General features: G+C 43.6%; 24 protein-coding genes and 1 tRNA gene. 12 read left to right on the top strand and 13 right to left on the bottom strand.

Annotated elements, in window-relative coordinates:
• Positions 1 to 3 precede the first annotated feature (3 nt).
• From HOL16_07125 to dusB, 3 genes are read right to left on the bottom strand one after another with little or no spacing between them, the layout of a single operon-like run.
• Positions 4 to 2,241, bottom strand: coding sequence for a PAS domain-containing sensor histidine kinase (locus HOL16_07125; protein MBT5390453.1), 2,238 nt, complete (start codon positions 2,239 to 2,241; stop codon positions 4 to 6).
• Between the two features lie 44 nt (positions 2,242 to 2,285).
• The gene (locus tag HOL16_07120) at positions 2,286 to 2,585 is read right to left on the bottom strand and encodes a Fis family transcriptional regulator (GenBank protein ID MBT5390452.1); all 300 of its coding nucleotides are present in this window, start codon (positions 2,583 to 2,585) and stop codon (positions 2,286 to 2,288) included.
• 25 nt (positions 2,586 to 2,610) lie between these two features.
• Positions 2,611 to 3,600 (bottom strand): tRNA dihydrouridine synthase DusB, encoded by a 990-nt coding sequence (gene dusB / locus HOL16_07115; protein MBT5390451.1) that lies wholly within the window; start codon positions 3,598 to 3,600, stop codon positions 2,611 to 2,613.
• A 214-nt stretch (positions 3,601 to 3,814) separates the two neighbouring features.
• Between dusB and HOL16_07110 the strand changes: the two genes are divergently transcribed.
• The 7 genes from HOL16_07110 (at position 3,815) to HOL16_07080 (ending at position 9,683) form a co-directional block, all read left to right on the top strand.
• Positions 3,815 to 4,312, top strand: a complete 498-nt coding sequence (locus tag HOL16_07110) for a phosphatidylglycerophosphatase A (GenBank protein ID MBT5390450.1) — start codon at positions 3,815 to 3,817, stop codon at positions 4,310 to 4,312.
• A 49-nt stretch (positions 4,313 to 4,361) separates the two neighbouring features.
• Positions 4,362 to 4,451: transfer RNA gene (locus HOL16_07105), tRNA-Ser, on the top strand.
• A 469-nt stretch (positions 4,452 to 4,920) separates the two neighbouring features.
• The gene (locus HOL16_07100; GenBank protein ID MBT5390449.1) at positions 4,921 to 5,133 is read left to right on the top strand and encodes a cold-shock protein; all 213 of its coding nucleotides are present in this window, start codon (positions 4,921 to 4,923) and stop codon (positions 5,131 to 5,133) included.
• A gap of 128 nt (positions 5,134 to 5,261) precedes the next feature.
• On the top strand, positions 5,262 to 6,203 hold the full coding sequence (locus tag HOL16_07095) for a phosphotransferase (GenBank protein MBT5390448.1): 942 nt from the start codon (positions 5,262 to 5,264) through the stop codon (positions 6,201 to 6,203).
• Positions 6,204 to 6,297: 94 nt separating this feature from the next.
• Positions 6,298 to 8,760, top strand: a complete 2,463-nt coding sequence (locus HOL16_07090; protein ID MBT5390447.1) for an AsmA family protein — start codon at positions 6,298 to 6,300, stop codon at positions 8,758 to 8,760.
• Positions 8,757 to 9,053 carry a hypothetical protein gene (locus tag HOL16_07085; protein MBT5390446.1) on the top strand — a complete coding sequence of 99 codons (297 nt, stop codon included), beginning with the start codon at positions 8,757 to 8,759 and terminating at the stop codon, positions 9,051 to 9,053. The genes HOL16_07090 and HOL16_07085 overlap by 4 nt, the downstream gene beginning before the upstream one ends.
• A gap of 168 nt (positions 9,054 to 9,221) precedes the next feature.
• Complete coding sequence (locus HOL16_07080; GenBank protein ID MBT5390445.1) at positions 9,222 to 9,683, top strand: hypothetical protein; 462 nt, start codon at positions 9,222 to 9,224, stop codon at positions 9,681 to 9,683.
• Here HOL16_07080 and HOL16_07075 read toward each other — a convergent pair.
• The 4 genes from HOL16_07075 to gloB form a co-directional block, all read right to left on the bottom strand.
• Positions 9,680 to 10,264: a hypothetical protein gene (locus tag HOL16_07075; protein ID MBT5390444.1), complete on the bottom strand. Its 585-nt coding sequence runs from the start codon at positions 10,262 to 10,264 to the stop codon at positions 9,680 to 9,682. The genes HOL16_07080 and HOL16_07075 overlap by 4 nt on opposite strands.
• 260 nt (positions 10,265 to 10,524) lie before the next feature.
• Positions 10,525 to 11,766, bottom strand: a complete 1,242-nt coding sequence (locus tag HOL16_07070; GenBank protein MBT5390443.1) for an MFS transporter — start codon at positions 11,764 to 11,766, stop codon at positions 10,525 to 10,527.
• Complete coding sequence (gene mfd / locus HOL16_07065; protein ID MBT5390442.1) at positions 11,750 to 15,244, bottom strand: transcription-repair coupling factor; 3,495 nt, start codon at positions 15,242 to 15,244, stop codon at positions 11,750 to 11,752. The genes HOL16_07070 and mfd overlap by 17 nt, the downstream gene beginning before the upstream one ends.
• 117 nt (positions 15,245 to 15,361) lie before the next feature.
• Complete coding sequence (gloB, locus tag HOL16_07060) at positions 15,362 to 16,138, bottom strand: hydroxyacylglutathione hydrolase (protein MBT5390441.1); 777 nt, start codon at positions 16,136 to 16,138, stop codon at positions 15,362 to 15,364.
• 516 nt (positions 16,139 to 16,654) lie between these two features.
• On the opposite strand from gloB, the gene HOL16_07055 reads away from it, so the two are divergent.
• Together HOL16_07055 and HOL16_07050 are read left to right on the top strand one after the other, a co-directional pair.
• Positions 16,655 to 17,986 carry an MFS transporter gene (locus HOL16_07055; GenBank protein MBT5390440.1) on the top strand — a complete coding sequence of 444 codons (1,332 nt, stop codon included), beginning with the start codon at positions 16,655 to 16,657 and terminating at the stop codon, positions 17,984 to 17,986.
• Positions 17,987 to 18,032: 46 nt separating this feature from the next.
• On the top strand, positions 18,033 to 18,728 hold the full coding sequence (locus HOL16_07050) for a class I SAM-dependent methyltransferase (protein MBT5390439.1): 696 nt from the start codon (positions 18,033 to 18,035) through the stop codon (positions 18,726 to 18,728).
• Between the two features lie 12 nt (positions 18,729 to 18,740).
• Here the strand turns inward: HOL16_07050 and HOL16_07045 are convergent, their stop codons facing one another.
• Both HOL16_07045 and HOL16_07040 read right to left on the bottom strand, forming a co-directional pair.
• Positions 18,741 to 19,583 (bottom strand): hypothetical protein, encoded by an 843-nt coding sequence (locus HOL16_07045; GenBank protein ID MBT5390438.1) that lies wholly within the window; start codon positions 19,581 to 19,583, stop codon positions 18,741 to 18,743.
• A 162-nt stretch (positions 19,584 to 19,745) separates the two neighbouring features.
• Positions 19,746 to 21,353, bottom strand: a complete 1,608-nt coding sequence (locus tag HOL16_07040) for a hypothetical protein (GenBank protein ID MBT5390437.1) — start codon at positions 21,351 to 21,353, stop codon at positions 19,746 to 19,748.
• Between the two features lie 133 nt (positions 21,354 to 21,486).
• Here HOL16_07040 and HOL16_07035 point away from each other — a divergent pair, with 133 nt between their 5' ends.
• The gene (locus HOL16_07035; GenBank protein MBT5390436.1) at positions 21,487 to 21,888 is read left to right on the top strand and encodes a hypothetical protein; all 402 of its coding nucleotides are present in this window, start codon (positions 21,487 to 21,489) and stop codon (positions 21,886 to 21,888) included.
• A gap of 522 nt (positions 21,889 to 22,410) precedes the next feature.
• Here HOL16_07035 and HOL16_07030 read toward each other — a convergent pair.
• Positions 22,411 to 22,698 carry a succinate dehydrogenase assembly factor 2 gene (locus tag HOL16_07030; GenBank protein ID MBT5390435.1) on the bottom strand — a complete coding sequence of 96 codons (288 nt, stop codon included), beginning with the start codon at positions 22,696 to 22,698 and terminating at the stop codon, positions 22,411 to 22,413.
• A gap of 101 nt (positions 22,699 to 22,799) precedes the next feature.
• Between HOL16_07030 and HOL16_07025 the strand changes: the two genes are divergently transcribed.
• Positions 22,800 to 23,762, top strand: a complete 963-nt coding sequence (locus HOL16_07025) for a DMT family transporter (protein ID MBT5390434.1) — start codon at positions 22,800 to 22,802, stop codon at positions 23,760 to 23,762.
• 31 nt (positions 23,763 to 23,793) lie between these two features.
• Here the strand turns inward: HOL16_07025 and HOL16_07020 are convergent, their stop codons facing one another.
• On the bottom strand, positions 23,794 to 23,931 hold the full coding sequence (locus HOL16_07020) for a hypothetical protein (protein MBT5390433.1): 138 nt from the start codon (positions 23,929 to 23,931) through the stop codon (positions 23,794 to 23,796).
• Positions 23,932 to 23,982: 51 nt separating this feature from the next.
• Here HOL16_07020 and HOL16_07015 point away from each other — a divergent pair, with 51 nt between their 5' ends.
• Positions 23,983 to 24,501, top strand: a complete 519-nt coding sequence (locus tag HOL16_07015; GenBank protein ID MBT5390432.1) for a TlpA family protein disulfide reductase — start codon at positions 23,983 to 23,985, stop codon at positions 24,499 to 24,501.
• Between the two features lie 8 nt (positions 24,502 to 24,509).
• Here the strand turns inward: HOL16_07015 and HOL16_07010 are convergent, their stop codons facing one another.
• Positions 24,510 to 25,850 (bottom strand): TldD/PmbA family protein, encoded by a 1,341-nt coding sequence (locus HOL16_07010; protein ID MBT5390431.1) that lies wholly within the window; start codon positions 25,848 to 25,850, stop codon positions 24,510 to 24,512.
• 14 nt (positions 25,851 to 25,864) lie between these two features.
• A complete protein-coding gene (locus HOL16_07005) occupies positions 25,865 to 26,779 on the bottom strand; it encodes a 4-hydroxybenzoate octaprenyltransferase (protein MBT5390430.1) in 915 nt (304 codons plus the stop codon).
• Positions 26,780 to 26,826: the final 47 nt, after the last annotated feature.

Raw genomic sequence — 26,826 nt, 5'->3', positions numbered from 1 at the left:
GACTTATTGAACCATTTCCTGTTTTTTTCTAACGGAATCCCCATCTTGAACAACAGCGTCCTCAACCCGAAAAAGAAGAGTCACTTCCGCACCACCCCCGACAGAATCCTGCATTACAAGTGTACCCCCATGATCATGCATAACCTTCTTAACAATGGCAAGCCCCAAACCTGTTCCTTTTGTACGCGTTGTATAATACGGCTCATCCAAGCGTTCACGCCCCTCTTTGGGAAGCCCCTTCCCATTGTCTTCAATGGTTAAACGGACCTCATGGCGTTCCCGTGTTAAGGTAAGCACAATATTGCCCTTTGGAAGCGCTGCTCCAGCCACAACTGGCACACGTTCTTGGATAGAATCTATGGCATTCTGTAATAAGTTTGTCAGAGCCTGCCCCACCTGGTTAGCATCACAGTTCACATAAATGGGCTCATCGGGAAACCGACACTTTAAATCAATATCCTGGTGCGCATTATGTTGGAGCAAAACCAACTGCTGACACATATCCCGCAACTCTTCTTCCTCAAAAACCGGGGAAGGCATCCGAGCAAAATCTGAAAACTCTCCAATCAGGTTTCCAATATTTCCCACCTGACGCACGATGGTATCGATACATTTTTGAAAAGCTTGCGGATCTTCTTGAATCTGAGGAAGATATTTCCTTTTCAAACGTTCTGCAGAAAGTTGGATAGGCGTAAGAGGATTTTTTATTTCATGAGCTACACGACGGGCCACATCTGACCAAGCTGCTTTTCGTTGAGCAGCCAATTGTTCGGTCAAGTCATCAAAAGTCACCACAAATCCTTTGAGATCTCCCTTCTTATCCTGCTCACGAGTGACCCGCACCAGAAATATCATTTGATATCCATCATGAGTCCGAGTGATTTCTCCCTCTACCACATTCTGAATGGCACTCTTCGCTTTCTCCAACAATTCGATAGCCTCAGGGAAAACAGAAACCAAATTCTTTCTTAGGAATTTTGAAAGATCAGTCTTTAAGAGCTGTGAAGCCGAACGATTGGGATAATTGATGTTCCCTCCTGCATCTAGCCCAATAACTCCAGCAGAAACGCCTGACAAAACCGATTCGGTAAACTGGCGACGCCTGTCTAGTTTCTGGTTTGCCCTTATAAGCTCTTGCTGATTAATCTGAGTTTGTGCCGCCATTTCGTTAAAAGTCCGACTCAGAATACCCAACTCATCCTTTGCCGAAGCTTCTGGCACTCGAGCCGACAAGTCTCCCTTGGCCAGTTGTTCGGCGGCATTGATCAAACGGATAATTGGGGCCGCCAGCTGGTTTGAAAACACCATTCCCAAGCGAATAGCAGCCAATAAAAGCAAAAGAGAGACAACCACAAAAATAAGGGCAAAAATAATCTGAATTTCAGAACGTTCTCTCTCAAGAATATCGTAATCGTTTACACTTTCTTCGGTACTAGACACATAATTCAAAACCATCGGATCCACTGGACGCCCCACATAGAGATATGCTGGAGGAGTCCCTTCTATTTTTACAATGGCCCGAACACGATCCTCATCCTCACTGGTTAACAGGGCAACCCCATCAGCATTTGCCTTTTCCAGTGCCCAGTCCGGAACAAATTCAAAGTCCAAGGCAAAAGTAAGGACCGATCGTGCCAAAATATTATGGGCTTCATCAAAAACAATAGCTTCCCTCATGGATCTCACTGCAGCCATAGTCGTCAAATAACGATTAAAATTCTCTGCATTATGTAACAGAAAAGGTAATTCCCGGCTCAGGTCTCTGGACATAAGAGACGCATCGTTCCCTATGCCCCTTTGGTGCTCTTTTAGATAAGCTTGAGCCACCTTTACCGAATCATGAAGAGCCGTCTGAACTCGCGTGTTGAACCAAGACTCTACCCCCTGTTGGAAAAACAAAAAGGAAAAGAAGGCCATGAAAATGGTAGGGATAGCCGTCACTAAGCCGAAAAGCATCACTAAACGTACATGTAGAAGAGATCCAGCACTCCCCCGCTTTCTTTCCACCCATAAGGCCACCAAACGCTTTGCTATGACAACCCCAAGCAACAGGAGAATAGATAGATCGACCAATAACAAGGGGAAAACAATTCGATTCCCAGGCTCCAAGAGAGACGCATCATTGAGTTTTAGATAGGTTGCGGTCCCCGATAGAAGAGCCAAAATCGCCAAGCCAAACGCAATTCTCTTTTCAAGGCTTGCTTTGGAAAATTGTTTTTTAAGTCTGGCCTTAATCTTCATTGAAATATTTCCACTCTTTACAAAAGAGTCTTGTGGGAAGCACTCTATGCTGCCTTTGGCATTGTAGCTTTGAGAGAAATACCATATTCCCTAATTTTTTTCCGCAACGTATTCCGGTTCACTCCCAACATCTGGGCGGCCTTGGTTTGATTTCCTTTTGAAAACTCTAAGGCAACCTGAAGGAGGGGTTTTTCAATTTCTTCCTGAACTAATGCATAAAGGCCTGTATACTCGGTACCCTGAGGAAGTTTGCTGAGATATTGAGACAACAGAGTATAAACAGCATCACCCAGCCCAGCTTTAGCCTGCAAATGCTTTGGATGATGGGATATCTTGTCAGTCATTACATCTCTGCCTTAATCGAATTATCTACCCCCCCCCATCGACGATGGGGTTGTAGTACGCAATAATCAATTCCTCAGCTTTTTGCAAGGTCTCACATCGATTAATTTCAGAACGAAACTCTGCAGAGGACGGAAGTCCCTTGCTATACCAGCTCAGATGCTTACGCGCCATTCGGATCCCAACGAGTTCTCCATAATGGGAAGCCATCCCTTGTAAATGCTCTAATATCAACATCTTTTGATATTCTAAAGGTGGTGTAGGGTTCTTGTTGCCCGTCTTCAAATATTCAATTACTTGGGATAAAAACCAGGGTTTTCCGTAGGTGCCCCGACCGATCATAATCCCATCAGCTCCAGATTGTTCCAAGAGAGCATCCACATCCTCATATGTTTTTACATCCCCATTCCCAATAACCGGAAGGCTGATCGCCTCTTTGACTTGCTTGATAAAAGACCAGTCAGCCTTTCCATTATACAACTGACACCGGGTCCGACCATGAATGGTAATCATCTGGATGCCGCTTTCTTCGGCAACTTTAGCCAAAGAAGGAGCATTCCGGTTGTCATGATCCCATCCTGTCCGCATCTTTAAGGTCACGGGGACAGAAACCGCTTTGACAGTTGCTTCTAAAATCTTAGCCGCGTGCAATTCATCTCTCATTAACGCCGATCCTGCGTGCCCATTGACTACCTTTTTGACAGGGCAACCCATGTTGATATCGATAATTGCCGCTCCCAGATCCTCGGTAAGCTTGGCAGCTTCGGCCATCACGTTGGGTTCGCAACCAGCCAATTGGACAGCCATGGGGTGTTCTTCGGGATGCAACTCACATTTTTTAAGAGACTGACGGGTTGCCCTTATCATGGCTTGGCTCGCAATCATCTCTGATATCACAAGGCCCACACCGTGGCGTTTGACCAAACGGCGAAATGGCAAATCGGTCACGCCGGACATGGGCGCGAGAATCACCGGATCTTGAACAGTAACAGGACCAATTTGTAAGGGCTTTAACATCACATCTTCACAAAGTGCGTAATTTAAATGGGGCAGAATATACTCATGCCCAACCATGGCCTAAACATAAGAGAACAATCAACGGGGATCAAGAAGAATCTGTCGTTTACATTCTCTGGCTCGAAATGGTAGATTTTGCAGATCATTGGAGATGACATTAAAATTAGAGTTAGCAGACACAGATAATGCGCCAAGACAGAATGAACAAGCCAGAATGAAACAGACGCATTCCAAATATCCCAACGTACCGTGCCTAATTGCCCATTGGTTTGGCACAGGGTTTCTGCCAAAAGCGCCTGGCACATGGGGTTCTTTGGCGACTTTGCCTCTTGCATATTGCCTGATGTGGATAGGAGGATTTTCCCTCTTACTGATCTGCATCCCGATTCTGTTTCTGTTGGGCACATGGGCCTCTGTGATCATTTTAAAGCGTCTGAAAAATCCCTCTCAAAAAGATCCCTCCTCCATTGTCATTGACGAGGTGGTCGGCCAATTAATTGCCCTCCTCCCTGCTGGTCTAGATTGGCGGCTATGGCTATTGGCCTTTATTCTGTTCCGATTCTTTGACATCGTCAAAATATGGCCGGCCTGTTGGGTAGAAAGAAATATGGGCGGCTCCACGAGACAAGATGCCATCGGCATCATGCTAGATGACGTAGTGGCTGGCGTTTATAGTGCATTGATTGTCATTGGGATTGCATGCATATGGTAACTTTTTCCTCTTGACGGAAAGGGCAACATCTGACAAATCCTAGACTGTTGGATGGGTGGCCGAGCGGTTGAAGGCACCGGTCTTGAAAACCGGCAAGGGTGAAAGCTCTTCGTGGGTTCGAATCCCACCCCATCCGCCATCCGTCTTCGCTTACGCTACGACGTGATAAATCCGTTAGGATTTGTGAGGCGTCGCGTTAGAGAAGCGGATGCCTCGTCGAAGCATCGCGTAGACGGGCTCTCTCAACATCTCTCTCTTTACTCTTCGCTTACGCTACGACGTGATAAATCCGTTAGGATTTGTGAGGCGTCGCGTTAGAGAAGCGGATGCCCCGTCGAAGCATCGCGTAGACGGGCTCCTAGAGATCAGTCATCAGAGTTCAGAGATCAGACCCATCACGTCGTAGCGGAAGCGAAGACGGATGAGCGCGGGATCCAGTCTTCCTCCCCCATCACTCCAACGCTAGACAGTCTAACTTATTATTTTACTTGTATTGCAGCCAAATATATGCATGATAAGGGTTACGTAAAATATGCCACACAATAAAGCGTGTGGTTTTCTATGCTGCATAATGAAGTATGTAGTTCTAACGCCAAGGAGATTTTAGTATGGCAACTGGTACAGTTAAATGGTTTAACCCAACAAAGGGTTTTGGTTTTATTCAGCCTGATGAAGGTGGAAACGACGTTTTTGTTCATATCTCAGCATTAGAAAGTGCGGGCCTTCGTTCTCTTGATGACGGACAACGCCTTAGCTACGATCTAGAGAAAAACAAGGGCAAGACTTCTGCAACAAATCTTAAGTTGGTTGCTGCGTCGTAGAGTTTCCTGTTCCAGAATAACGTCTCTAGGTAAATGTAAAAGCTAGCTTTTACAGATTTCTTGGTAGAGTATTTATGGTTTTTCAGTGATACTTCTGATGTCGTTTTCATCAGAATAAGCGAGTAGTAATGCCCTATGACCGACGCGTTCCTCTGATAAGTATTTCAAAGGAACAAGTCGGTCATTTTCTTTTTAAATGGGAAGTTGGGGCCAAGCTTAAGTCTTTTGCACCTGTTTCAGGTGGTTTTAGCAATACCAATTACAAATTAGAATTAATTGATGGACGCACGCTCCTCCTACGGATCGTTCAGCGCGGGCTTACTATTGCCCAAACAGAAATCTCCCTCCTTAAACTTGTATCAAAAACGGTCCCTGTTCCTAAAATCTATTATTTCGATGAAAAGAGTATTATTGAGGATCTCCCCGTTATCTTGATGGAATTTGTGGAAGGATCGTCCGCCCAAACTCTTAAAGAAAAAAATGAAATTAATTGGACACAAATGGGAGAATCCATTGGAAAAACTTTGGCCGCCATTCATACCTATGAATTTTCTGGCCATGGATTCATTGGGAATAATTTAGAAATCAAGCCCCCACCATTTGGAAGCGAGCCATTCTCTTACATTGAGTTTTGCCTCAAAACAAGAGCACAGGAAAGACTCACCAATGTTTCTGAAACTGAGCTTTGGAAGTTTCTATCACAAAACGAAAAGCTCATTGAAGACTTCAAACCGAATAACCGCTTGGTCCATTCGGATTTTAATCTTAAGAATCTATTGGCTGAAAATGGCCAAATTACGGCTGTCCTGGATTGGGAGTTCGCCTATTCTGGAAATCCTCTAAGCGATTTTGGTAACTTGTTCCGTTTCCCTGATCAATATCCAAACGATTTTGAAGAAGCCGTTACGAAGGCTTACAAATCACATGGGGGAAGCCTTCCGCCAAACTGGAAACATATTGCGAGCATCCTTGATCTCAGCAGCATGTTTGAATATTTGAATACTGAGTTAGAGCGCCCCAAGAATTTTAGAATCGCCAATGAAGTGATCAAAAGAGTCATCACAGGATAAAATAAGAGTAGAATTCCAAAAGACACTCGGGACTTCAGTCCCCATATGCTATAATTGTCGGGACAGATCATAAATAAAGAAGGGACATAGTATCATGAAGAAGAGCCTATATTGGACAGGTGGTATTCTTGGAACACTTATCATTTTGGTCGCAGTTGTCCCGTATTTCATAGATTGGAGCCAGTATAAGGCCCCTATTCTCAAACAAGTTAAGGAAGCCACCGGCCGAGATCTGAAGATCGATGGCCCCATTCGCATTGCTCTTCTCCCAACACCAACGGTGATGGTAAGAGATGTAAAACTCTCTAACCTTCCAGGCGGCAAAGAACAATATATGGTCCAGCTGAAATCTCTGGACCTGAGTCTCTCCCTCTTCAACCTTTTTAAAGGGGAAATAGGCATCTCGTCCCTTGAACTGGTCAAGCCGACTATTCACTTGGAAACCCTGAAAGACGGACGTCAAAACTGGGATCTTATGCCCAAAGCCAAGGATAAACCGGCGCCAAAAGAAATAAGCACTTCGGAAGAAAAAGCACCCCCTCAAGACGCTTCAATGATTGCTGCGGCCCTTCACAATTTGATTATATCCGATGGCACTCTCACCTTCAGTGATCTCCAAAAGGGTTCGTATCAGTCCCTTGAGGGTTTTAATCTGAAAGGAGATCTAGACTCCTTACAAGGCCCTTTCAAATTAAAAGGAAACCTTAGTGTTGCCGGCATGGCTTTATCATTCACATCCTCTGTGGGAAAACTTGATGAAAAGAATATTCCACTTTCCTCTAGTCTATCCATCAAGCAAGGAAAGTTTGATATGGGAACCATGGACCTGAAAGGTACCATCGAGATGGCCTCCCTGACTATGACTGGCACACTTGAGAGCTCCTCATTCAAAGCACCTCTTACCCTTGAGCTTCCAAACAAGACTTTAGATTTTAAAAAAGGCGGAACCTTCTCAAGCAAAATAACAGCAAGCCCTAAAACCGTGGACCTTCCAAATATTGCTATAGCAATGGGAGGACTCAGTATTAAGGGATCCCTCAAATACGGAATCGAATCTAAAAAGGTGTCGAAGGAACTTACTATTAGCGATGGTAATGCGGCCTTAAAAGTCGTGACAAATGGAACTGTTTACCCTGAAGGAAATTTCAAAGGACAAATGAAGATAGCCTCCAAAGATCCTCAAGCCTTCTTAAACTGGATTATTGTGGATAAAGGCTTCAAAATACCTGCGCCATTATCAGTAACGACTTCACTAGATGTGAGTGCGAAACGAATTGCCGCAAACAGTGTATCTCTTTCCTTGGGACAAAATTCTCTCACTGGCAAATTTGGATTTGTACTCTCAACAGGTGATACTAACCTTGGCCTCAAAATGAGCGATGTGGGCCCTTGGTTAAGAATGGTTGGAGCTTCTGAGTACAAAACCCCTCTCAATCTTATGGTCGTACTGAAATCAAATGAAAAGAGCAGCGAAAATTATATGAAAGGGTCCATAGAAGCCTTTGGGGGAGACATCCAAGTAAAGGGAACTTTTGATCCAAACAAGCTTTCCTACGACTTTGCACTTGCCGTAAATAAACTGGCACTGTCTAAGATTACGGGAACCCCCCTAAAAATCGACCGCGTCTCTCTCAAGAGCCAAGTCAAAGGCACGCCCCAATCTGCCACCCTAACCCTCTTAAACAGTGATCTAATGGGGATCGATTTAAAAGGCAAACTGGATCTATCCCTAAAGAGCGGCAAGCCCACTCTGAAAGGCAAGCTTGAATCCTCGCAAGTCAACTTGGATCCAATTCTTGCCTATATGGACCTTGAAGACTTATCCGTAGCCGTTGCTTACAGGTCTGATGGCGTGCCTCTATTTCATCTCACCCGAAATGGGCCACCAACCCATCAGTCACCGTTACCTAGAACGCCTCTAGATCTATCAGCCCTTAGCATTGCCGATGTGGATGTGGATCTGATGTTAAAGAACCTACTGGTCAAAGGCTTTAAACTGACCCAAGTTAAATTACCCATAAAAATTGCCAATGGGACTTTAGGTGTTTCTTCCCTGGACGCAAGTGCCTATGGAGGGTCCGTTGGCGGCAACGTAAAGCTAGCCTCTTCCAATAATAACTTAACAACTGATTTGTCCATCAAGAATGTGAGTCTCCCCGAGGCGGCAGCCTCCTCGTTACCCCAGGCGGCGAGAGAATACATAAGAGGCGGTACTATAAACGCCAGCATGAAAGCTAATGCCAAGGGAAAGAGCGTCTATGATATGGTAGCGGCCTCCAGTGGAGCTGCTGATATCTCAGTAAACAACATAGCCCTTGGCGTGAATGTGGACGCTTTCGTCAGTGCTTTGAAAAAATCCGACGTTATTTCCGGTGTCGTAGGTATATTTGATGCCCTAACAAGCCGTGGAGAAACGAGAATCAGTTCATTGAAAATTGACTTTCTCTTGAAAGATGGCGTCCTAAGAAGCCAGAGGATTGATCTAGACTCCGAAGATGTGTCACTCAATGGGGCAGCAGCATTGTCGTTAATTTCCCGCAATGGTTCCTGGATGTGAAAAGTTCCATTGCCTTAAAGAAGGCCCAAGATCTACCACCCGTCACAGTGCTTGCCCAGGGAAAACTTGATGCCCCGAGATATTCCGTAGATTCAAGCAAACTACAAAATGCCGTTTTGCAAAAAACAGGCGGGAAACTTTTGGATAGCCTTCTCGGGCCTCTAGAAGATATAGGACTTGGAGGAGGCAAAAAAGCAGCACCTGGCGGCTCCAAGGGCACATCACCTTCACAACGTCAAGGAGCTCCCGACCCGGTTAAGGCTGTTGAGGGATTACTAAAGGGGCTGTTCTAAAGTATCCCCTTCAGTTCATTGGGCTTTTTAATTTTTTAATTTATTCCTCTTTCCTTATATGTAGACGTATGCTAGAAACAATAAAAAAAAGATTGTGCATAATTGGAAAAATCCAGCACAGCAATAAAAATGAGATTTAGTAATTGCTCTTATGGGGAGAGAGAAAAAATGGTAAATGATTCTGTAGAGAATTTTGCTTCAGCTGAACATTGTAATTCATACTCAGACTTTTTTGAAAAGTCGCTGGACGATTTTTTGATGAGCAAAAATGAAGAAATTGCTCATGAAATTGAAATCCTCAAGGAAGTTAATAATTTCAGAGAAACAAACGATGACGCCGAAGTACGCATGGTTCAAGATGAGCTCATGCTTCCTCTTTATGCTCCAGGTGATTACGTCGGTGGATTTAAACTCATCAAAAGCGATTTTCATCATGCGCTAGACAATCACTGTATTATCGAGACAAAAACCGGTGAAATCCTTATTAGGACCTTAGAGAAAGCTAATGACAGTGAAAACTTTGTCTTTAATAGCTTCAACCACAACACCCAATCGAAAACTAACTTTAGTGCCTCAAAGATACAGAGCATTATTCCTATCGTCTGGCATCGCAAAATGCACAATTGTTAGTGTAAAATACCAGACTTTTCAGGTACAAATCCATCTTCCTCTAGAAAGGCTGAACTCAAAAGCTTTTTAACGCGTTGGTCACGATGTATACCTTTGATGAAGTCCACACTATCTCTGATGACATCTTTGTGCTTCGCAAGATAATGGGGTAAATCAAAAACCTTTGAATCAGTGGAAAGAGCGAACATAAGAGGTGTATCTGTTTTTATAAGCGAGACAGCTACTCCGTTATACTTTTTATGAACGTTTTGACGTTCATCAAATATTTCCTTTTGCTGTTTATTCATGGCAAGCAGATCCCATGGCACAAATGAAGAATTCTTTGAGAGACAATACTGAACCAGGGCATCTTCCTTATGACATTCGTCATCAATCATACGCTTGCCCCACTTTTTATCATTGAAATAAAACTGAGACGAACCATCTCCATGAAGCAGTGTATACGAAAAGTGCATAATGCCGTGCTTCTCTAGCTGAGAGGCAAAATTTCTTGTAAGTTCATCAACCCGATGATTAACTAATGACGCTTCCCCAGACATTAGTTCAATTTCAGGTTCAACAATATTTAATTTACTATTCATAAATTTAACCTTACAAATACTTTGATTTAATTGAATAGTTAATATATACAACTTTCTTGTCATTTTCAAGGTTTTTTTGATCTGGCCCCACAACCGTCTTCCCGGCCATTAGGAATTCTTGGCAAACCGAAGGTGCGCCTTAGAATTTCTTATGAGCGCGGGATCCACCTTCAAGTGGATGTCAAATGCGAGATGCTAGAGGATAAAAATAGAAACTTCTACAAGATCGGTTCAGTTATATTGCCTTCCCTTTCTGTCGTCTATCTATTCCCATTCAATCCTTTGGAAAAATAAGTCCCTAAAAAACCTAAAAACAATGGAAAACTTATCCAAACGACAGATGACTCTACATACGAGGAACTCTGGGCCGTATAAGTTAAAATGAGGGGGTTAAGACCTGCAAAAATGACAATCCCAATAGAGTATGTAACACCGATCGAACTATATCGGGACCATACTGGGAATAGTTGATTCAAAAAGTTATTAAGGGGGGCTTCAAATACACTGGTTCCGCAGCACCATAGGACTTGGCCCAGGCAAACCCATAGGGGAATTCCCGTTGAAAACATATAAAAAACGGGAAAAGAAAACAGAAAAACGCACGTCAGACCACAAAGCATAACGCGCCGAGCCCCAAGTCGATCGGAGAGACGTCCAATAATAGGTGGCAGTCCTATATAAACAAGGCACCCAAGTCCCACAACCATGACAGCATGAAAGACATCCCAACCCTTGAATATAACAAGAAAGGTGCTCATATACCCCATGGTAGACCCCATGACCCCAGAGGCACAGGCCACAAAAACGCCACACATGAGGGATTTCCGATTGGCTTTAAAAATAGCCAATATGGGGATGCTCTTTGGACGCTCCTTCTTTATATAATCAAGAAACCTGGGGGTTTCCGTCATCCTATAACGAATATACAAAACCATAAAACCATTTAAAAAACCCACCAAAAAAGGGATCCTCCAGCTCCATTCAGGGAACCAAAATTTATTAAATGTGGTAGCAACAATGGTTGCTAGTAGCACGCCCATGTAACAAGAAGCCAAAATCACACTCCCTGCAAAGCCTCCTCGGGATCTTTCTCCGTGTTCAATGACAAAAATCGAGGCCCCATGATATTCTCCGCCCAAGGAAAAGCCCTGAAAAAGGCGGCAAATTGTTAAAATAACTGGCCCCATGAATCCAATTGTCCCATAGGTGGGCAAACAAGCGATCACAAGAGCTGGAACAGCCATAAAGGAAACACTTAGCATAAGAGCCTTACGACGCCCATACCGATCCCCAATATGACCGAACAATAGGCCTCCAAAGGGACGGGATAAATACCCCACCGAATAAACCATGATGCTTCCCATGGCAGAGACCGCAGGGTCTTCTGAAGGAAAGAACAGGGGCCCAATAACCGGAATGAATAAAACATAAACAGCAAAGTTGTAGAATTCTAAGGCATTCCCAGCCATTATGGTCGTCAGAATTCTAGTTTGCTGCTTCATGTTTTTTTTCTTCACTTTTTCTGAAATCGCCTAATCTCTTCAGTAAGGACTCGAGCCCAGCCATGCGTTCTTCTGTACTAGCCCACGCTCGCAACACCCCCAGCTTGTGATCAGGACGCAGCTTGACAGTGCCTTTTTGGTCATTGATGAACTCGACCAACCCCAAAGGATTGTCAAACATATTCTTGTAAAATGCAATGACCACTCCTTTGGAGCCTACATCAATCTTCTCTACACCAGCCCTTACTGCCAAATTTTTTAAATGCACCACATTGAGAAGGTTCTTTACTTCTTCAGGCACGTCGCCAAATCGATCTTGAAGTTCCTCTTGGAAATGCTGAATTGCTTCTGGTTCCTTCAAATGCCCCAAACGACGGTACAACCCCATGCGAAGCCCCAAATCGGACACATAGTTTTCCGGAATCATGATGGAGACTCCCAAGTTTATTTGAGGTGAAAGCCCTTCATCTATAGGTTCATCGGTCTGCGTTTCTCTAAGGCTATGGACTGCCTCCTGCAACATATGCTGATAGAGCTCTACGCCCACTTCCTTTACATGACCAGACTGTTCCTCACCCACCAAATTTCCAGCACCACGAATGTCCAAATCGTGACTGGCAAGTGAAAATCCCGCCCCCAATCCGTCCAGAGTTTGCATCACTTCCAGCCGTTTCTGGGCTGATTTGGTAAGGCTCTTCCCGGCTGTTATCGTCAAATAAGCATACGCCCTCAACTTTGAGCGCCCTACCCGCCCTCTCAACTGGTAAAGCTGGGCCAACCCCCACATATCAGCTCGATGGACAATAAGAGTATTAGCCGTCGGGATATCAATCCCTGATTCAATAATGTTTGTCGACAACAGGACATCATACTTTCCGTCGTAAAACCCTGTCATAACATCTTCCAATTGGCGAGAAGGCATTTGACCATGGGCCATGGCAACTTTTGCCTCCGGTACGATCTTGGACAACTTCATCTTAATGGCCCCCAAATCTTGGATGCGAGGGCACACATAAAACACCTGCCCGTTCCGATGCTGTTCTCTCAAAATTGCCTCTCGAAGGATCATTCCGTCGAATGGCATGACAAATGTCCGCACTGCGAGACGATCAATAGGCGGCGTTGCAATGAGGCTCATTTCACGAACCCCTGTCAGCGCCATTTGAAGTGTCCTAGGAATGGGCGTTGCCGTCAAAGTCAGTACATGAACATTGGGGTAGCGTTCCTTAAGGCGCTCCTTTTGGACCACACCAAAATGCTGCTCTTCGTCTACGACTAACAAGCCTAGATTCTTAAAATTGGTGGATTTTGAAAATATACCCTGAGTGGCCACCAGAATGTCCACGCACCCCTCTTCTACTTCCTTTTTAATTTTGCTTACTTGGGTTTGCGTTACCAAGCGTGAAATTTGTTCCACCCGCAAGCCAAAGCCTACAAATCGCTCTTTAAAAGACTTAAAATGTTGCCGACACAACAACGTCGTCGGCACAACAATAGCCACCTGTTTGCCCATAGCAGCAACCACAAAGGCTGACCGCAAAGCAACTTCTGTCTTTCCAAAGCCCACATCCCCACAGATCAAACGATCCATGGGAACATCTTTGGCAATATCCTCGATGGTTTCCTCGATGGCACGGAATTGATCATCGGTTTCCGGAAAAGGAAAACGTGTGCAGAATTCCTCATATAGCCCAGAGGGTTTTGAAACAGCCGTCGCTTTGCGCAACTGACGCTCGGCCGCAATTTTCATCAATTTGTCAGCAATCTCCTTGATACGCTTTTTGACACGGGCCTTTCGCATCTGCCAACCTGCTCCGCCCAAGCGATCTAACTTGACCTGAGTGTCTTCCGAACCATACCGGGAAAGAACATCAATATTTTCCACGGGCACGAAAAGTTTGTCATCTCCATCATACAAGACCTTCAAACAATCGTGTCGAGTGCCCCCGGCTTGTAAAGTCTCCAATCCCTCGTATTTGCCAATTCCATGCTGAATGTGCACCACATAGTCCCCTTCGGAAAAACTGGAAAGCTCTTCCAATAACTTATCTGCGCTCTGCTTTTTAGTGCGGCTCAGAGGGATAAGCCTTTCGCCAAAAATATCTTGCTCTGTGAGAACACATAGATTGGAAGCAAGAAACCCTTTTTCTAACTCTAAAACGGTAACGCCAATGGATTTCTGGGGCAAACCCATCAAATCTTTGAAAGTCCCTACTGGCATAAGTTGTGCCAAATCTCGTTCCTTAAAAAGATCCTGCAGTCGGCGAGCAGATTTATCACTCAAAGCCGTCATAAGAACACGGCGTCCTTCTTTAATTTGCTCCCCACAAAATTTCAATACTTCTTCCAGAAGGGTCCTTTTTTCTCCCCGGGACTCTGCCAAAATGCGTGCTGTGGAAAAAGCATGTATGGGCCGTCCTCCCATGTCCATTGGGGCAGAGTCCTCCTCCCCTGCAGCAAAAGGTGAAATGGCTATTCCAGGAAGCAACTCGTCAGATTTCAAATAGAGATACTCTGAAGGCAAGGGACGATACGTTGATTCTTCCACCTTTGAAAACTCAACACGTGCCTCGTAGTGATCTTGAATCTGTTCCAAGCGTGCCTGTACTGCCACTTCCCACTGATAGTCCCAAATAAGACAAGCATCCGGCACATAATCAAATATGGTAGACATATGCTGGTAGAAAAGAGGCAACCAGTGTTCTTGCCCCGGAAAATGCTTTCCAGCACTGACCGATTCATAAAGAGGATCATTGGCTGCCTTACTGCCAAAAAGTTCCCCATACTGGGATCTAAATCGAGAAATATCCTTCCGACTCTCCAGGACTTCACTGGCGGGTTTGAGGGTTAGACTCTCCAAAGTTTCCAGAGAACGCTGAGTCATGGGATCAAAGGAGCGAATACTTTCAATGTCATCTCCGAAAAAATCTAAACGGATGGGTTTATCCTGACCCGGAGAAAATAAGTCCATAATGCCGCCCCGAACGGCAAACTCCCCCTGCTCTCGCACTGTTTCCACTCGCAAAAAACCATTGCTAGCAAAAAATTCAATCAATTTATCACTAGAAAAGGTATCTCCTCGCCGAAGACAGAGGCTAACCCCCTTAAATACTTCCTTCGGGGGCACTCTCTGCAAAATCGCATTCACTGTTGTCAGCAAAATAAAGGGCTCAGACAGCTGCCCATCGGCAATCATTGTCAGCGTTTCCAATCGCCGCGCCATAAGATCAGCCCTTGGGGAAACACGATCATAAGGGACACAGTCCCAGGCAGGAAACTCCACAACCCTAAGTTTTGGGGTGAAGAAACTCAGCACACGCTTAACCTCCTCCATGCGCCGATCGTCTCTCAGAATAAACAGAACGGACTTCTTTTGCTCACGCACCAGTTTTTCCAAAACAAAAGGCTCGTACCCTTCTGGAACGCCCCCATGTAAAATGGGGTTCATGGAATGGTTTTCATTTTTCTTGAGAGACATGGTATCCTAGCCGCTGAATTAATCCCGTATTATTAGCCTACTTTGCCTAACAATTTAAGGAAAAAATTGTGAGATCATGCCTAGCTTCAAAATCCATATTGAAAGAGGATATTTGACTCAAAAATCATCCTTCATCTTCCGAAGCTTGGCAAAAGTGCCAATGGTATCTCCTATTTGATGAACCGCCTTTTGAATCTCTGGTGCATCGGCCCGCAAAAAGGGATTAGCCGCCTTTTCTTCACCCAGAAGGGACGGAACAGTCGGCTGGCCAGTTGCTCTCAACGCTTTCACGTCGTGAGCCCTTTTGAGGAGCGTCACGTTTTCATGTTCAATGGTTAAAGCAAAACGCGCATTGGCTTCGGTATATTCGTGGGCGCAGTAAACCATTGTATCATCGGGGAGAGAACGCAGTTTATGGAGAGACTGCCACATCTGTTCTGGCGTTCCTTCAAAGAGCCGGCCACAGCCGAGAGAAAAAAGTGTATCAGCACAAAACAATGTCTTGGCATCACGAAACCAAAATGCAATATGTCCCAAAGTATGCCCCGGGATTTCTATGATTTTAGCCGTATGCTTCCCAATGTGAATTAAGTCTCCCTCAATGACCGTCTCATCAAGCCCCGGAATACGATCCTTATCATAGTAAGACCCAATAATCATACAGCCGGTTGCCTTTTTGAGTTCTAGGTTCCCCCCCACGTGATCCCAGTGATGATGGGTATTTAAGATTTTGGTAAGTGTCCAATTTTTTTCAGTCAAAAGTTTTAAAACTGGTGCAGCTTCTGATGGATCAATTGCAACTGTTTCTCCGCTCGCTTCATCATGAATTACGTAAATATAGTTATCTTCAAGGGCTTGAAGCTGAAAAATGATCAACGTATTAGCAATCTTCATTACGGAAACAGGACATTGTTATAGTTCCTAACAGGAAGATATTGGCAAAAAAACACAGGAAATACAACACCCAGAAAGACATTACAAAACAAAATTAAACTCATGCCTATTTATATTCTTTATGCAGAATTTTGATCCAGATGTAGCCCTTTACAAAGGAGATTTCCTGAGATACGATTTGGGTGTATATAAAGTACGCGTGGGAGCGACGAGAATCTGATGGGGGGTTAGCTAGCTTGGTTATCGTTGGGTTAATTTAAATACAGAACGCAAAATCGTCCCACATGAGTTTTACGTATATAGTTCGAAAACAACAGCAGAAGTTAAATTCATCAGGGCCTCCTTGTGAGACTGGTTTAGCTCTGCTACTCAAAACCACATGTGACAAGAAATCTCTTCCCCTTGCAAAAATTTATAATTTAAATGTCCTCAAATCATTTAGTTCCTCCCTCCAAGATCAGAATCTCAACTGTGTAAAAAAAACATCCACTCCCACACAAGAAGGAGACGCATGTTATGTCTAATAATATGAATAATAAAAAAATATTACGCGCTGCAATGGTAGGCAACATTCTGGAATATTATGATCTGGGATTGATTGGTTTCGTAGCGCCTGTGATGTCATATCTTTTTTTCCCGACGGATATTCCGATCCTATCTATCGTCGCAACCCTGGGAACGTTTGCAGTAGGATTTCTAGCACGCCCTATAGGGGCTCTTTTATTCGGACACATTGGAGATAAACTCGGAAGAAAAAGGGCTTTGTTTCTATCCGTTTTCTTGATGTCTATTCCAACTCTCCTGATTGGAGTTCTTCCTACTTACCATAGCATTGGCATGATGGCGCCTATCCTGTTAATCACCTTTAGATTCATGCAGGGGCTCTGTACAGGGGGAGAATACAACGGCTCCGCAATATTCTTTATTGAACATAATACAGATTCTTCAAGAAACGGTCTCTACAGCTCCCTCATAAGTGCTTCTGCCCTTATTGGTTTCTTTTTAGCTGCTTGTTTGGCGTATCTTTGTACACGCTCAGGGCTAGACCCCCACGGATGGAGAATTCCTTTCTTCTTTGGAGTTGCTATCGCTATTGTTGGCATGTACATAAGAAATAATCTGGACGAAACACCAGCATTTAACCGCTTAAAAAGCGAACGGCGCACCGTTAGTGTTCCCATAAAAAATGTTCTACTTGAAGAAACCACGACATCTTTATGCACCATAGGAATTGGGTGGTGTATGGGATTTCTGTCCTTAACACTCGTGGGGCTAAATGCCTTTCTAACGAAAGTGCTGCTCATTCCGGAAAACATAGCTCTCATCACCAACATGGGGGCTGTTTTCTTATATATGCTTATAACGCCTTTTATGGGGATGCTAACCGATCGAATTGGGCCCTACAAGTTGATGGTCTCTGTTGCCATATCTAGCATAGTCTTAGCGTATCCAATATTCTACCTATTGTCTCTGAGGACCACTGCCGGTGTGTTTTTTGGTCAAGCAATACTTGCTACCCTAGCTGCTAGCTTTATTGCTCCTTCCAATCTTTTGACCTTTTCGCTGTTTCCCACCAAAAGTAAATACACTGGGATTTCATTCAATTTTTCATTTGGGCTCGCTGTATTTGGAGGCTGCTCTCCTCTGGTGATTTCCTTACTTTCTTATAGAATAAACACCCATTTTGGCCCCACTCTTTATATGCTGGCAAGCGCCATAATAGGGCTATTGTCCCTTATTGTAATCAAAAAGAAAAATCTATTGCGTTTCTTCCCCGAAAGTACTGACGTAACGGAGAGAGAAGAAACGTCTCTTGTTCAAGGAGAGCCTTATGATAAAATTGCGTAAAATTTATAGAAATCGAGTGAATTATTTTTAAAAAGGGATCTTATACATGTTCGTTAATACATTGAATAAAATGGGATATATGACTACGGAGCCAGATGCCTACAGTAAAGAGTTCATTGAGTATGCTAGCACCATTAACTTGCCGGTTTTAGAAATTGGGGCAGCTTATGGGGTAACCACCCAATATCTCGTAGAAAAAAATGATAACGTTTTTATGAATGATTTGTGTCACGAACATCTGAAAATCTTTAAAGATAAACTATCCGATCGCTCGAAAGAAAAAGTAACATTGTGCCCTGGCGCTTTTCCTGAGGAATGCAATTTTCCTGAAGATTCATTTGGCGGCATTTTGGCCTGTAGGGTTCTCCATTTATTACCGCCTGAGAAACTGCAAGGAGCCATTGAATATGCCTATGCTCTCCTGAAACCAGGTGGAAAGTTCTTCTTTGTTGCCGATACTCCGTACTTGAGTATCTTGAAAGGATTTCACCCTATTTATGAGGATCGAGTAAAGCAAAACACTCCCTGGCCTGGATATATAGAAGATACAGCAAAGTATGTTGGCGCACGGGCTAAGGAGATTCCTACCAAAGTCAATTTCCTTGATATCAATACTCTCGGAAAAGCCTTTGAAGCTAGTCAATTTAAAACTGAAAAAATAGATTATATTGCCCAAACCGCATTCCCGGAAGATGCTCAGTTTGATGGGAGAGAGAGCGTAGGCATCATAGCCGTAAAATAGTGCCTCCGAATCCTAAATACCCACGAGTTGTGTATCACCTATGAAATAGTTCTGAAGCTTATTTTTCAGGAAAACTTCTATTAGCTCAGACTTGGAAAAACATTCCAGACGCGATCTAACATTCTCTAAGTACTTTTCTACGGTTCTAGGAGATAGACTCATGCAGAACGCCGTTTCCTTCATCGTCCGACCTCGAGAGAGGAAGTAAATTGCTTCTGCTTCTCTGTACCTAATAAATTTGTCCTTTTCAGGAATTGCCTTTGCAATACTTATTTTCAAGGTATCAACCTTAGTACGTTCAGCAAATACATCCTTTTTCGGAACCTCTTCCACAACTTTATTCGGTTGCTTTTTCTTCCCCTTTGAAACGATTAATTTATCCTCATTTGAAACATCTAAAATATCCTGACATCTATTTTTAAAATACAGGACAAATCTCTCTAATAGATCTACGTTCTTCAAATAATGATTTGCAACATTTTCATTTTCTCTTTTTGTTGCAAAGCTGAATATTTCATTCCCTTCATATATTATAAATCCGTTCCACATACCGAAAGAATGGCACGCACTAAAAACCCTATCATTTTCATAACTGTCCCAAAAAGCGTACCTAGACCTGTCGCCAGGTTGAATGGCAGCTACTTCATGTTTACGATCTTCATACAATTCATGCTGCAGATAGTTCTCAATCCACTCATGATCATTGGAAAGATATAATCTTTTTTGAGTATCAACTAAGTTAATATAGATAAAGTGGGTAAGATTTACAGCCTCCAAAATAGGCGCAGCAGCCTCAGAGAACCTCTCAACAACGGACTTACTGTAATGTAAAGGATCATTCTTTCTCAAATTCATTACAACCCGATTCCTCCATCACATACCCTTCCCAGACTCTTCTCACACGACTTCCTACTATCTCAGAAAATATTACGCCTGTATAGAATATGTAAATATCGTATTTTTTACGATATACAAAAAAAATTCATATATCTAGGTCTATTCCCCAGATTTAAGGGTTTATCTATTAACCATACCAGAAAGAGCTTGGCGTGAAACAAATTTTCGAACTTGTTTCCACCGGTGCCCTCTTTTGAGTTTTAATCTGTCTATTTCTTCACCACTTGGGCCCGTTAGATAGACAACTTCTGTGTATTTCATAGCCGCTCTTTTCTGCCCGTTTGTTGTCTCACGTATCTTTTTTCTCAGTTCTACTCTTTCCCTTGGATTATTTCTGACGCCAGGAATATTTTGCTTCTTCTTTCTCTTCTTTGGCCTTACTTCCCAGACTCTTCCATCGGAATAATCTGCTGCCACACTAAACTTACCTATTTTTTCTTTAGGTACCTCTCTTTTATTAACAATGCTTCTATTACCTCTAGCCGTTTTAAATACGTACAAGGTGTGAGAATCCTCTTTTTCCTCATATTTAGCCCGTAACAGCTTTGCCTGCACTACACCCACGGCATCCACAAGCTTCTTCTTTTCCTTTTTCTGAATTTTCCTAACCACCGCTCGGAACTGTTGGATAGGTTTTCTGCTGCGATCAACAACCAAATTTACATAATGTGGAAACTTTCCACTCGCTTTTAAATCCGCTAATTTTTGAGAATGGCTTGGGGCATTAGGGTTTAGAGGTTTTTCGGCACTCCCATCAGCATCTAGAGGCGCAACAGCATTCTCTGCCTCTTTCAAGAAGAGAACTTCTCCGGGAAGTTTGGTGAGTATACCTTCCCCTTTATTATTAGACTTCACCACAACGATATCAACATCTCGAACGATAGGGCGATCCATGAGTCGATCGACGCTTGTCAGCTTACTCTTGGCAACATCACCTAGTGGAACCGTAACACGGACGCCTGCAAAGTATACGGCGTTACGAATGTTATCTGTCTGAGCATCTCCTTCAAGTCGAAGCCATTCCGTAACATCATAAGTAAGTCTCGTTCGTACACCTGTTATGGAAGGTGCATCTTTTCCTACAAAGTGGTATCCACCCCCATAAAAGCGCAATCCCTCTATAAGCTGGTAGCCTACCTCTGCATCACCACCCCCCAGAGGCACATCGTATGTATTCTCGTCTGCTATGGAAATGAACTGATTAAAACCGATGAATCGGGTCTCGCCTGTCTCAACCCGAGTCGTATTCACGAGTTTACGGCTCGACAAGGGAATATAGCCATTAAGGCGCCCTTCCCAAGTGGTGCTCAAGGCTTCAGCCCCAACGGTTATCTGTGAAAAATATTTTCCAAATTGTGATTTTCGCCGATCGAAAAAACCATACCCTCCATAGATCCAGTCGCCCTGTATAAATCTATATCCGAGGCCAAAGTTTCCTTCAGCTTCATCTTTCGTATCAGCTACAAATCTAAAATCCGTAAAAAGCATAGAATTATTATTTTGAGTCAAAGGCATCCTCAGGCCAACCTGGCCTATATTCCTTTGAGTTCCTGCTTTTAAATCCAATATTGCTTGAGCCGTCCATTTTTGCCCTTGGGATTCATTGGCGCGCCCCACCTGGGCACCAATACAAGTCACCATGACCAGCACAAAGCAAACTATAAAGATCCAAAAACGGAAACATTCCGTATACTGCAGGGCTTGCCTGCGAAACTCCCAGATTTTCACGTGATCTCCCAGATCGATTTATTTTTATTATTGCCCATATTTTAATCAATTTTGGGCGATGAGACAAGATGGATTTTGTTTAACATCGAAGCAAAATGATGTTAGAAAGAATACAAAGTATGGAGAAAATAAAATGACTGATTCTGGTAAGAGTGTCTGTGTCGATGAAAGAGGCACTACAAAACGTATAGTTCTGTATGTAGCACTAGCTATGGGAATTTGCCTGGGGACAGCACCATCTCCGGCCCTTTCGGATTTTGCAAACAACGAACATAACTCCTCAGAGCTACATAAGGCCTTACAAACTTTCGTGGCAAACTGTGCAAAAGTGAAGAAGTGCAGTACTGAAGCGGATCCCAAACCGGTTACTCGCGAGCAAATAGATTGTTCGGCCCAATGCAATATGGAGCTAATGCACACAGTACTCGAGTGGATTGAATCTTTCCTAAAGACACGTCCAATGGTGAAGAAAAAGTTTAATAAAATACGTCTCAAGGAGCAGGAATCCCTTGGACTTATCAAAACACAACCATAGACTTGCATGGGTGCAGTCCCGCCTCCTTTAAACATCCGGAGTCGTCATCTTACGTGATGAGTCATCATCTTAAACCGATTGCCCTGTATTATATGGGAACTTAAATCGCAGCAATGAATTCCTGATAAAAAAACCCAAAACTGCCTAGCGGCTCATATATGCTTGCAACCCTATAACGTAAGAACGATGAAATTGCCATAGAATGACGCACGAGAGATCCATCCCGGACGACTCGCACCACCGACCTAAACGCCGCTCACCAGTATCTTCAGATTATTGAAACCATGCAATGAAGAGTACTTAACATATACTCCATCCATTCGCTCTAGCACTCAACCACTTCATCAAAATAGATGAAAAACATTTAAAAAATAAAGGCCCAGCGCGGATACTATCCGCATATTGCAGGATACACCTGCACAAAACTCCCAGATTTCTATACCTTACTCCCGGAACATTTTATTTTTATTCTTCTTTTTCTTATTCTTATTGTTTAGATCGTAATTCAGGTTGTTACGACTTTCAATATAGTTTTTTCACCCCCCCTAATTTTTGATTAATAAAGTGGCAAAACTGTTGCAAAACTGCACCATATTTCGGCTCTGTTATTTTGCTCTGATCCATAGCCCAAGCTAATATTTCCACATCCGATTCATCCAACAGTTTGTCGAATTCTGAGAGCTCAGATTCTACCATTTTGTGGATATTTTCCTTTGCAAATGCACCAATAAGTACATCGGCTTCTCTGATTCCTCGATGAGTTGCTTTATACAAAAGTCGCTTTCTAAGGATGGATTGGTTTTCTGACAATTCTTTTTCCCTGTTTAGAGTACATTATTCGCCCTGAGCCTTGACAAAATCGCCGTGGAAGGCCACAAACACAACAAATCAACGATAGTGTGAGCACTTAAATGGCACAAGCAAAAGTTTTAGCAAGAGACTCCGTTCAACGGAACTCTCCGTCAGGATCAACTTCAAACAATTCTACTTTGGGCATTGTGTTCATGTCGCTTGGGATATTTTGTTACGCTTGTTCTAATGCCTTTGTAAAAGAAACTGCTCCCAATTATCCAATTGGAGAAATTCTTTTCTTTCGCAGTTTGTTTTTCTTTATTCCTTTGAGTTTGTACCTTTTACTTTCAAAAGGAATAAAAGGGACAAAAGCGACCCTTAAGACTGTTCATATGCGCGTATACGTAATCAGAGGGTTCTTAAGCGCCATCTCCCTTTTCTTTATCTTTCTCGCTTTTAAATTGCTTCCCTTTGCTGAAGCTTCAGCCCTTAGTTTCTCTGGCACGTTCTTTGTGACACTTCTTTCAATCCCTCTGCTAAAAGAACACGTAGGATGGCACCGATGGGGAGCACTCTTTATAGGATTTGCAGGGATCTTACTTATAGTACAGCCGACAAATGGCGTACTTGCTTTAGTAGGTGTTGGTGCCGCAGCAGCCCTCCTTGGTGCTTTCATAGATGCTATTGTCATGATTTATGGAAGAATACTCAGTCGATCGGACTCTAATACAACAATTGTATTCTACTATGCTCTGTACTCCCTTATCGCAAGCACCTTTGCCCTTAGTCTTGGATGGGTTACTCCAAGCCAAGAAGATCTTTTACGCCTCATAGGTGTTTCTGCTGGTAGTGGCATCGGACAAGTGTTTATCACCCATGCCTTTAGAAACGCCGAAGCCTCATCACTTTCCCCCATGATCTATACGCTCATGCTATGGGGAGTCCTATTCGGCTATCTATTCTGGGGAGAAGTTCCCACTTCTGATGTACTCACGGGATCTGCGATCATCATTGCAAGTGGTCTCTATATATTCCAAAGGGAATCCAGGGCTAGGAAAAAAAGTTTGGCCGCAGCAGTGTAAAGTTTGGATATAAAGGCTTACTCGCGCGCTTCTATTCCTGCGAAGGATAGTTCCGGGGATAATCTGTCTCAACATCTGCAGGTTGTTCTAAAGGTCCTTTTTTCCCACAAGCCACCACAACTGCAAGTAATAATCCCATTAGAATCCATTTGTATGCAGGCCTTTTCATAGATATACTCCGCTCGGTCATCGTTCCATTATCATTAAAGAGAGATGCAAAATGTCCCTCATAAAATATGTTTATTCCGTCGCCATTATACTGAGCCTTTTCCCCATTGCCAGCGTTAATTCTGAGTCTTTGCTCTCGAAGAAGATCATCAGCTTTGCCCCAAAAGAACTGCCCATAACGAAAGTTCGAGATCTACAGGGCCATGAGGTTGCTTTGCAAACCCTTAAGGACCAACCAACAATCATCCATTTTTGGGCCACGTGGTGTCCTTCTTGTCGCAATGAGCTGTCTTCCTTCCAAAGCTTTTGCGCATCATCAAAAAACATACGGGGAGTCCTGATATCTGAAGATTTCAAACCTGAGATGATCGCGCCCTTTCTCACAGAAAATAAAATTACGCTCACCTCATATCATGATCTGAAAGGCCAATTCATGGCCGCTATGAAAATTCGAGGCCTTCCGACAACTGTTTTCCTTAACAAAGCGGGAAAAGAAATTGGCCGCCTGGAAGGTCCCATCGACTGGAATGACGGGGGGATAAAAGACTTTTTGGAAAAACTTTCCGCCTAAGAAAGCCCTTATTCTCCAGCGATCATCATGTTTTCAATAAGGACCGTCGGCGCATCGATGCCATACCGGAAAGATAGATCGTTACAGGGCAACATAGTTGCAAACATCTCTTTAAGATTTCCTGCGATGGTCAGTTCACTTACGGGAAAAGCGATCTCTCCCTTTTCAATCCAGTATCCGCGCATTCCCTGGCTGTAATCTCCCGTGATACCGTTCACACCGTGGCCCATTAGATCTGTCACATAAAGAGCCTTATCCAGACTCTTGATAAGATCTGAAGGCTTAATCTTTCCAGGATTCATATAGAGATTGCTAACAGAAGGTGATGGCACACTGCTTGGCCCACGGGAAGCATTTCCAGTCGTTTTCAACTTTAGCTGGCGTGCCGAACGCAAATCCAAAATCCAGCTTTGTAAAACGCCATCTTTTATTATGGTGCGCTTTTCCGTCCCAATGCCCTCAGCATCGAATCCCTTTGACCGCATTCCTTTTTTTCGATGGGGGTCATCTATTATTTGGATTGCCTCGTGAAAAATAGGCTTCCCCATCGCATCCCTTAGAAAACTCGTTCCTTTTGCAATGGCGGCTCCATTAATAGCGGCTGCAAAACTGCCCAAAAGAGTTGAACTCACCGCTGGATCAAAGACAACAGGGGCTCGGGTCGTTGGTATGCGCCGAGGATTTAAATGCTTAACAGTTTTCTCTCCTGCCCTTTTTCCCAATAATGAAGCAGACTCAAGGTCTTGCCCATATACAGCCGATGAGAAGTCATAATCTTGCTCCATGCCCGTTCCTTTTCCGGCAATTAATGCCGTAGAAAGGGACCAACTGGATCCTCGCCGCTTTCCTACAAAACCGTTGCTGGCCAATAGAGTCACATAACTTGTTCCCCAACTAGCGCTCGCTCCCTCAGATCCGGTAATGCCCTGAACGGCAAGTCCGGACTGTTCACATTCTTTCACAGCCTCAATAAGTTGAGCTTCAGTTGGGACCAAAGGATCAAAGCTGTCCACATCGACAAAGGTTTCGACAATTTGTCCTGAATCAGCGAGCCCACAAAACATATCCTCTGGCACCACCTTTGCCATTGAAACAGCCCGTGCTGCCAAATCAGTTAATCCAGACTCGGAAAAGTCACTAGAGGATACGACAGCCTGTCGCTTGCCTACGAAAACACGCAGTCCAATATCATTTCCCTCAGCTCTCTCTAGCTGTTCTAATTTCCCATTTCGGTACTGTATTGAAAGGGCATCCCCTTGGGCATAAATAGCATCCGCTGCAGTCGCTCCAGCCTTTGTTGCCTTTTCAATTAGGCTTTGTAGCGTATCAAGTGATTGGCTTTGTTCCATACTATTCTATCATCCTATATAAACTGTGAGAAAAGAATGCCACCAAACATCATAAATCCAACCCACTTGTTAGACTTAAATTTGTTCAAGCAATCCTCAGGATCTTGCATATCTAATGTATAAATTTGCCACGCAAAGTGGATGCTACAGGCTAACACTGCCACATAATACAGTGCTCCAAGAGGAGATAGAATCCCCACCCCTAAGAAACACAAAATGCTAAACCCGTAGAAAACCCACAAAAACTGTGGGGTATCTTTTCCAAGTTTCAAAGCCGAAGATTTTACACCTATTCTCAGATCATCTTCTTTATCCTGATGGGCGTAAATAGTGTCATACCCCAAGGTCCAAAAAATTCCGGCTAAATACAAAAGGATACTTACCCAGGAAAGTTCTTCTCTAATTACTGCCCATCCCAAAAGAGCACCCCAATTAAAAGTGAGCCCCAAAAAGGCCTGAGGCCAATAAGTTATACGCTTCATCAGAGGGTAAAGCATGACGAACACAAGAGCCGTAAAACCGAGCGCAATAGAGAAAAAGTTAAACTGTACTAGAATTAATAAACTCACAGACAAAAGGAATGCTAAAAACAGCATACCTTGACGCTCTAAAAGCTGTCCCGAGGCAATAGGGCGTGTATAGGTCCGTTGAACTTGTGCATCATAAGTCTTGTCCAATAGGTCGTTATAGGCACACCCAGCTGCCCGCATCAAAAAAGCGCCCATAAAGAAAAGGAGAAGGATTTCTCCATCAGGCAACCCTGGATAGGATGCCAATGTAATGGACCACAAGCACGGAGCTAATAGCAACCACACACCAATAGGTTTATCAAATCTACCCAAATAGGCATAAGGCTGAAACTGCTCAGGCAAAAATGCGACCCATGGGTTTTGAGAAAGACGATTCGCCTTAGAATTTATACTATTCATTTCTTCGCTCTTACTTTACTGTCTGTGGTTAGTCTCAGCCTTGAATA

This window comes from Alphaproteobacteria bacterium (genome assembly GCA_018662925.1).
Lineage (GTDB): Bacteria > Pseudomonadota > Alphaproteobacteria > 16-39-46 > JABJFC01 > JABJFC01.
The sequence above is the reverse complement of the archived record's forward strand: the minus strand, read 5'-3'. Positions and strand labels throughout refer to the sequence as shown.

What these genes read in the sequence shown, in the direction of transcription:
- HOL16_07125 (MBT5390453.1), bottom strand. Translation starts at nt 2,241, where the DNA reads ATGAAGATTAAGGCCAGACTTAAAAAACAATTTTCCAAAGCAAGCCTT.
- HOL16_07120 (MBT5390452.1), bottom strand. Translation starts at nt 2,585, where the DNA reads ATGACTGACAAGATATCCCATCATCCAAAGCATTTGCAGGCTAAAGCT.
- dusB (MBT5390451.1), bottom strand. Translation starts at nt 3,600, where the DNA reads ATGTTAAAGCCCTTACAAATTGGTCCTGTTACTGTTCAAGATCCGGTG.
- HOL16_07110 (MBT5390450.1), top strand. Translation starts at nt 3,815, where the DNA reads ATGAAACAGACGCATTCCAAATATCCCAACGTACCGTGCCTAATTGCC.
- HOL16_07100 (MBT5390449.1), top strand. Translation starts at nt 4,921, where the DNA reads ATGGCAACTGGTACAGTTAAATGGTTTAACCCAACAAAGGGTTTTGGT.
- HOL16_07095 (MBT5390448.1), top strand. Translation starts at nt 5,262, where the DNA reads ATGCCCTATGACCGACGCGTTCCTCTGATAAGTATTTCAAAGGAACAA.
- HOL16_07090 (MBT5390447.1), top strand. Translation starts at nt 6,298, where the DNA reads ATGAAGAAGAGCCTATATTGGACAGGTGGTATTCTTGGAACACTTATC.
- HOL16_07080 (MBT5390445.1), top strand. Translation starts at nt 9,222, where the DNA reads ATGGTAAATGATTCTGTAGAGAATTTTGCTTCAGCTGAACATTGTAAT.
- HOL16_07075 (MBT5390444.1), bottom strand. Translation starts at nt 10,264, where the DNA reads ATGAATAGTAAATTAAATATTGTTGAACCTGAAATTGAACTAATGTCT.
- HOL16_07070 (MBT5390443.1), bottom strand. Translation starts at nt 11,766, where the DNA reads ATGAAGCAGCAAACTAGAATTCTGACGACCATAATGGCTGGGAATGCC.
- mfd (MBT5390442.1), bottom strand. Translation starts at nt 15,244, where the DNA reads ATGTCTCTCAAGAAAAATGAAAACCATTCCATGAACCCCATTTTACAT.
- gloB (MBT5390441.1), bottom strand. Translation starts at nt 16,138, where the DNA reads ATGAAGATTGCTAATACGTTGATCATTTTTCAGCTTCAAGCCCTTGAA.
- HOL16_07055 (MBT5390440.1), top strand. Translation starts at nt 16,655, where the DNA reads ATGTCTAATAATATGAATAATAAAAAAATATTACGCGCTGCAATGGTA.
- HOL16_07050 (MBT5390439.1), top strand. Translation starts at nt 18,033, where the DNA reads ATGTTCGTTAATACATTGAATAAAATGGGATATATGACTACGGAGCCA.
- HOL16_07045 (MBT5390438.1), bottom strand. Translation starts at nt 19,583, where the DNA reads ATGAATTTGAGAAAGAATGATCCTTTACATTACAGTAAGTCCGTTGTT.
- HOL16_07035 (MBT5390436.1), top strand. Translation starts at nt 21,487, where the DNA reads ATGACTGATTCTGGTAAGAGTGTCTGTGTCGATGAAAGAGGCACTACA.
- HOL16_07025 (MBT5390434.1), top strand. Translation starts at nt 22,800, where the DNA reads ATGGCACAAGCAAAAGTTTTAGCAAGAGACTCCGTTCAACGGAACTCT.
- HOL16_07020 (MBT5390433.1), bottom strand. Translation starts at nt 23,931, where the DNA reads ATGAAAAGGCCTGCATACAAATGGATTCTAATGGGATTATTACTTGCA.
- HOL16_07015 (MBT5390432.1), top strand. Translation starts at nt 23,983, where the DNA reads ATGTCCCTCATAAAATATGTTTATTCCGTCGCCATTATACTGAGCCTT.
- HOL16_07010 (MBT5390431.1), bottom strand. Translation starts at nt 25,850, where the DNA reads ATGGAACAAAGCCAATCACTTGATACGCTACAAAGCCTAATTGAAAAG.
- HOL16_07005 (MBT5390430.1), bottom strand. Translation starts at nt 26,779, where the DNA reads ATGAATAGTATAAATTCTAAGGCGAATCGTCTTTCTCAAAACCCATGG.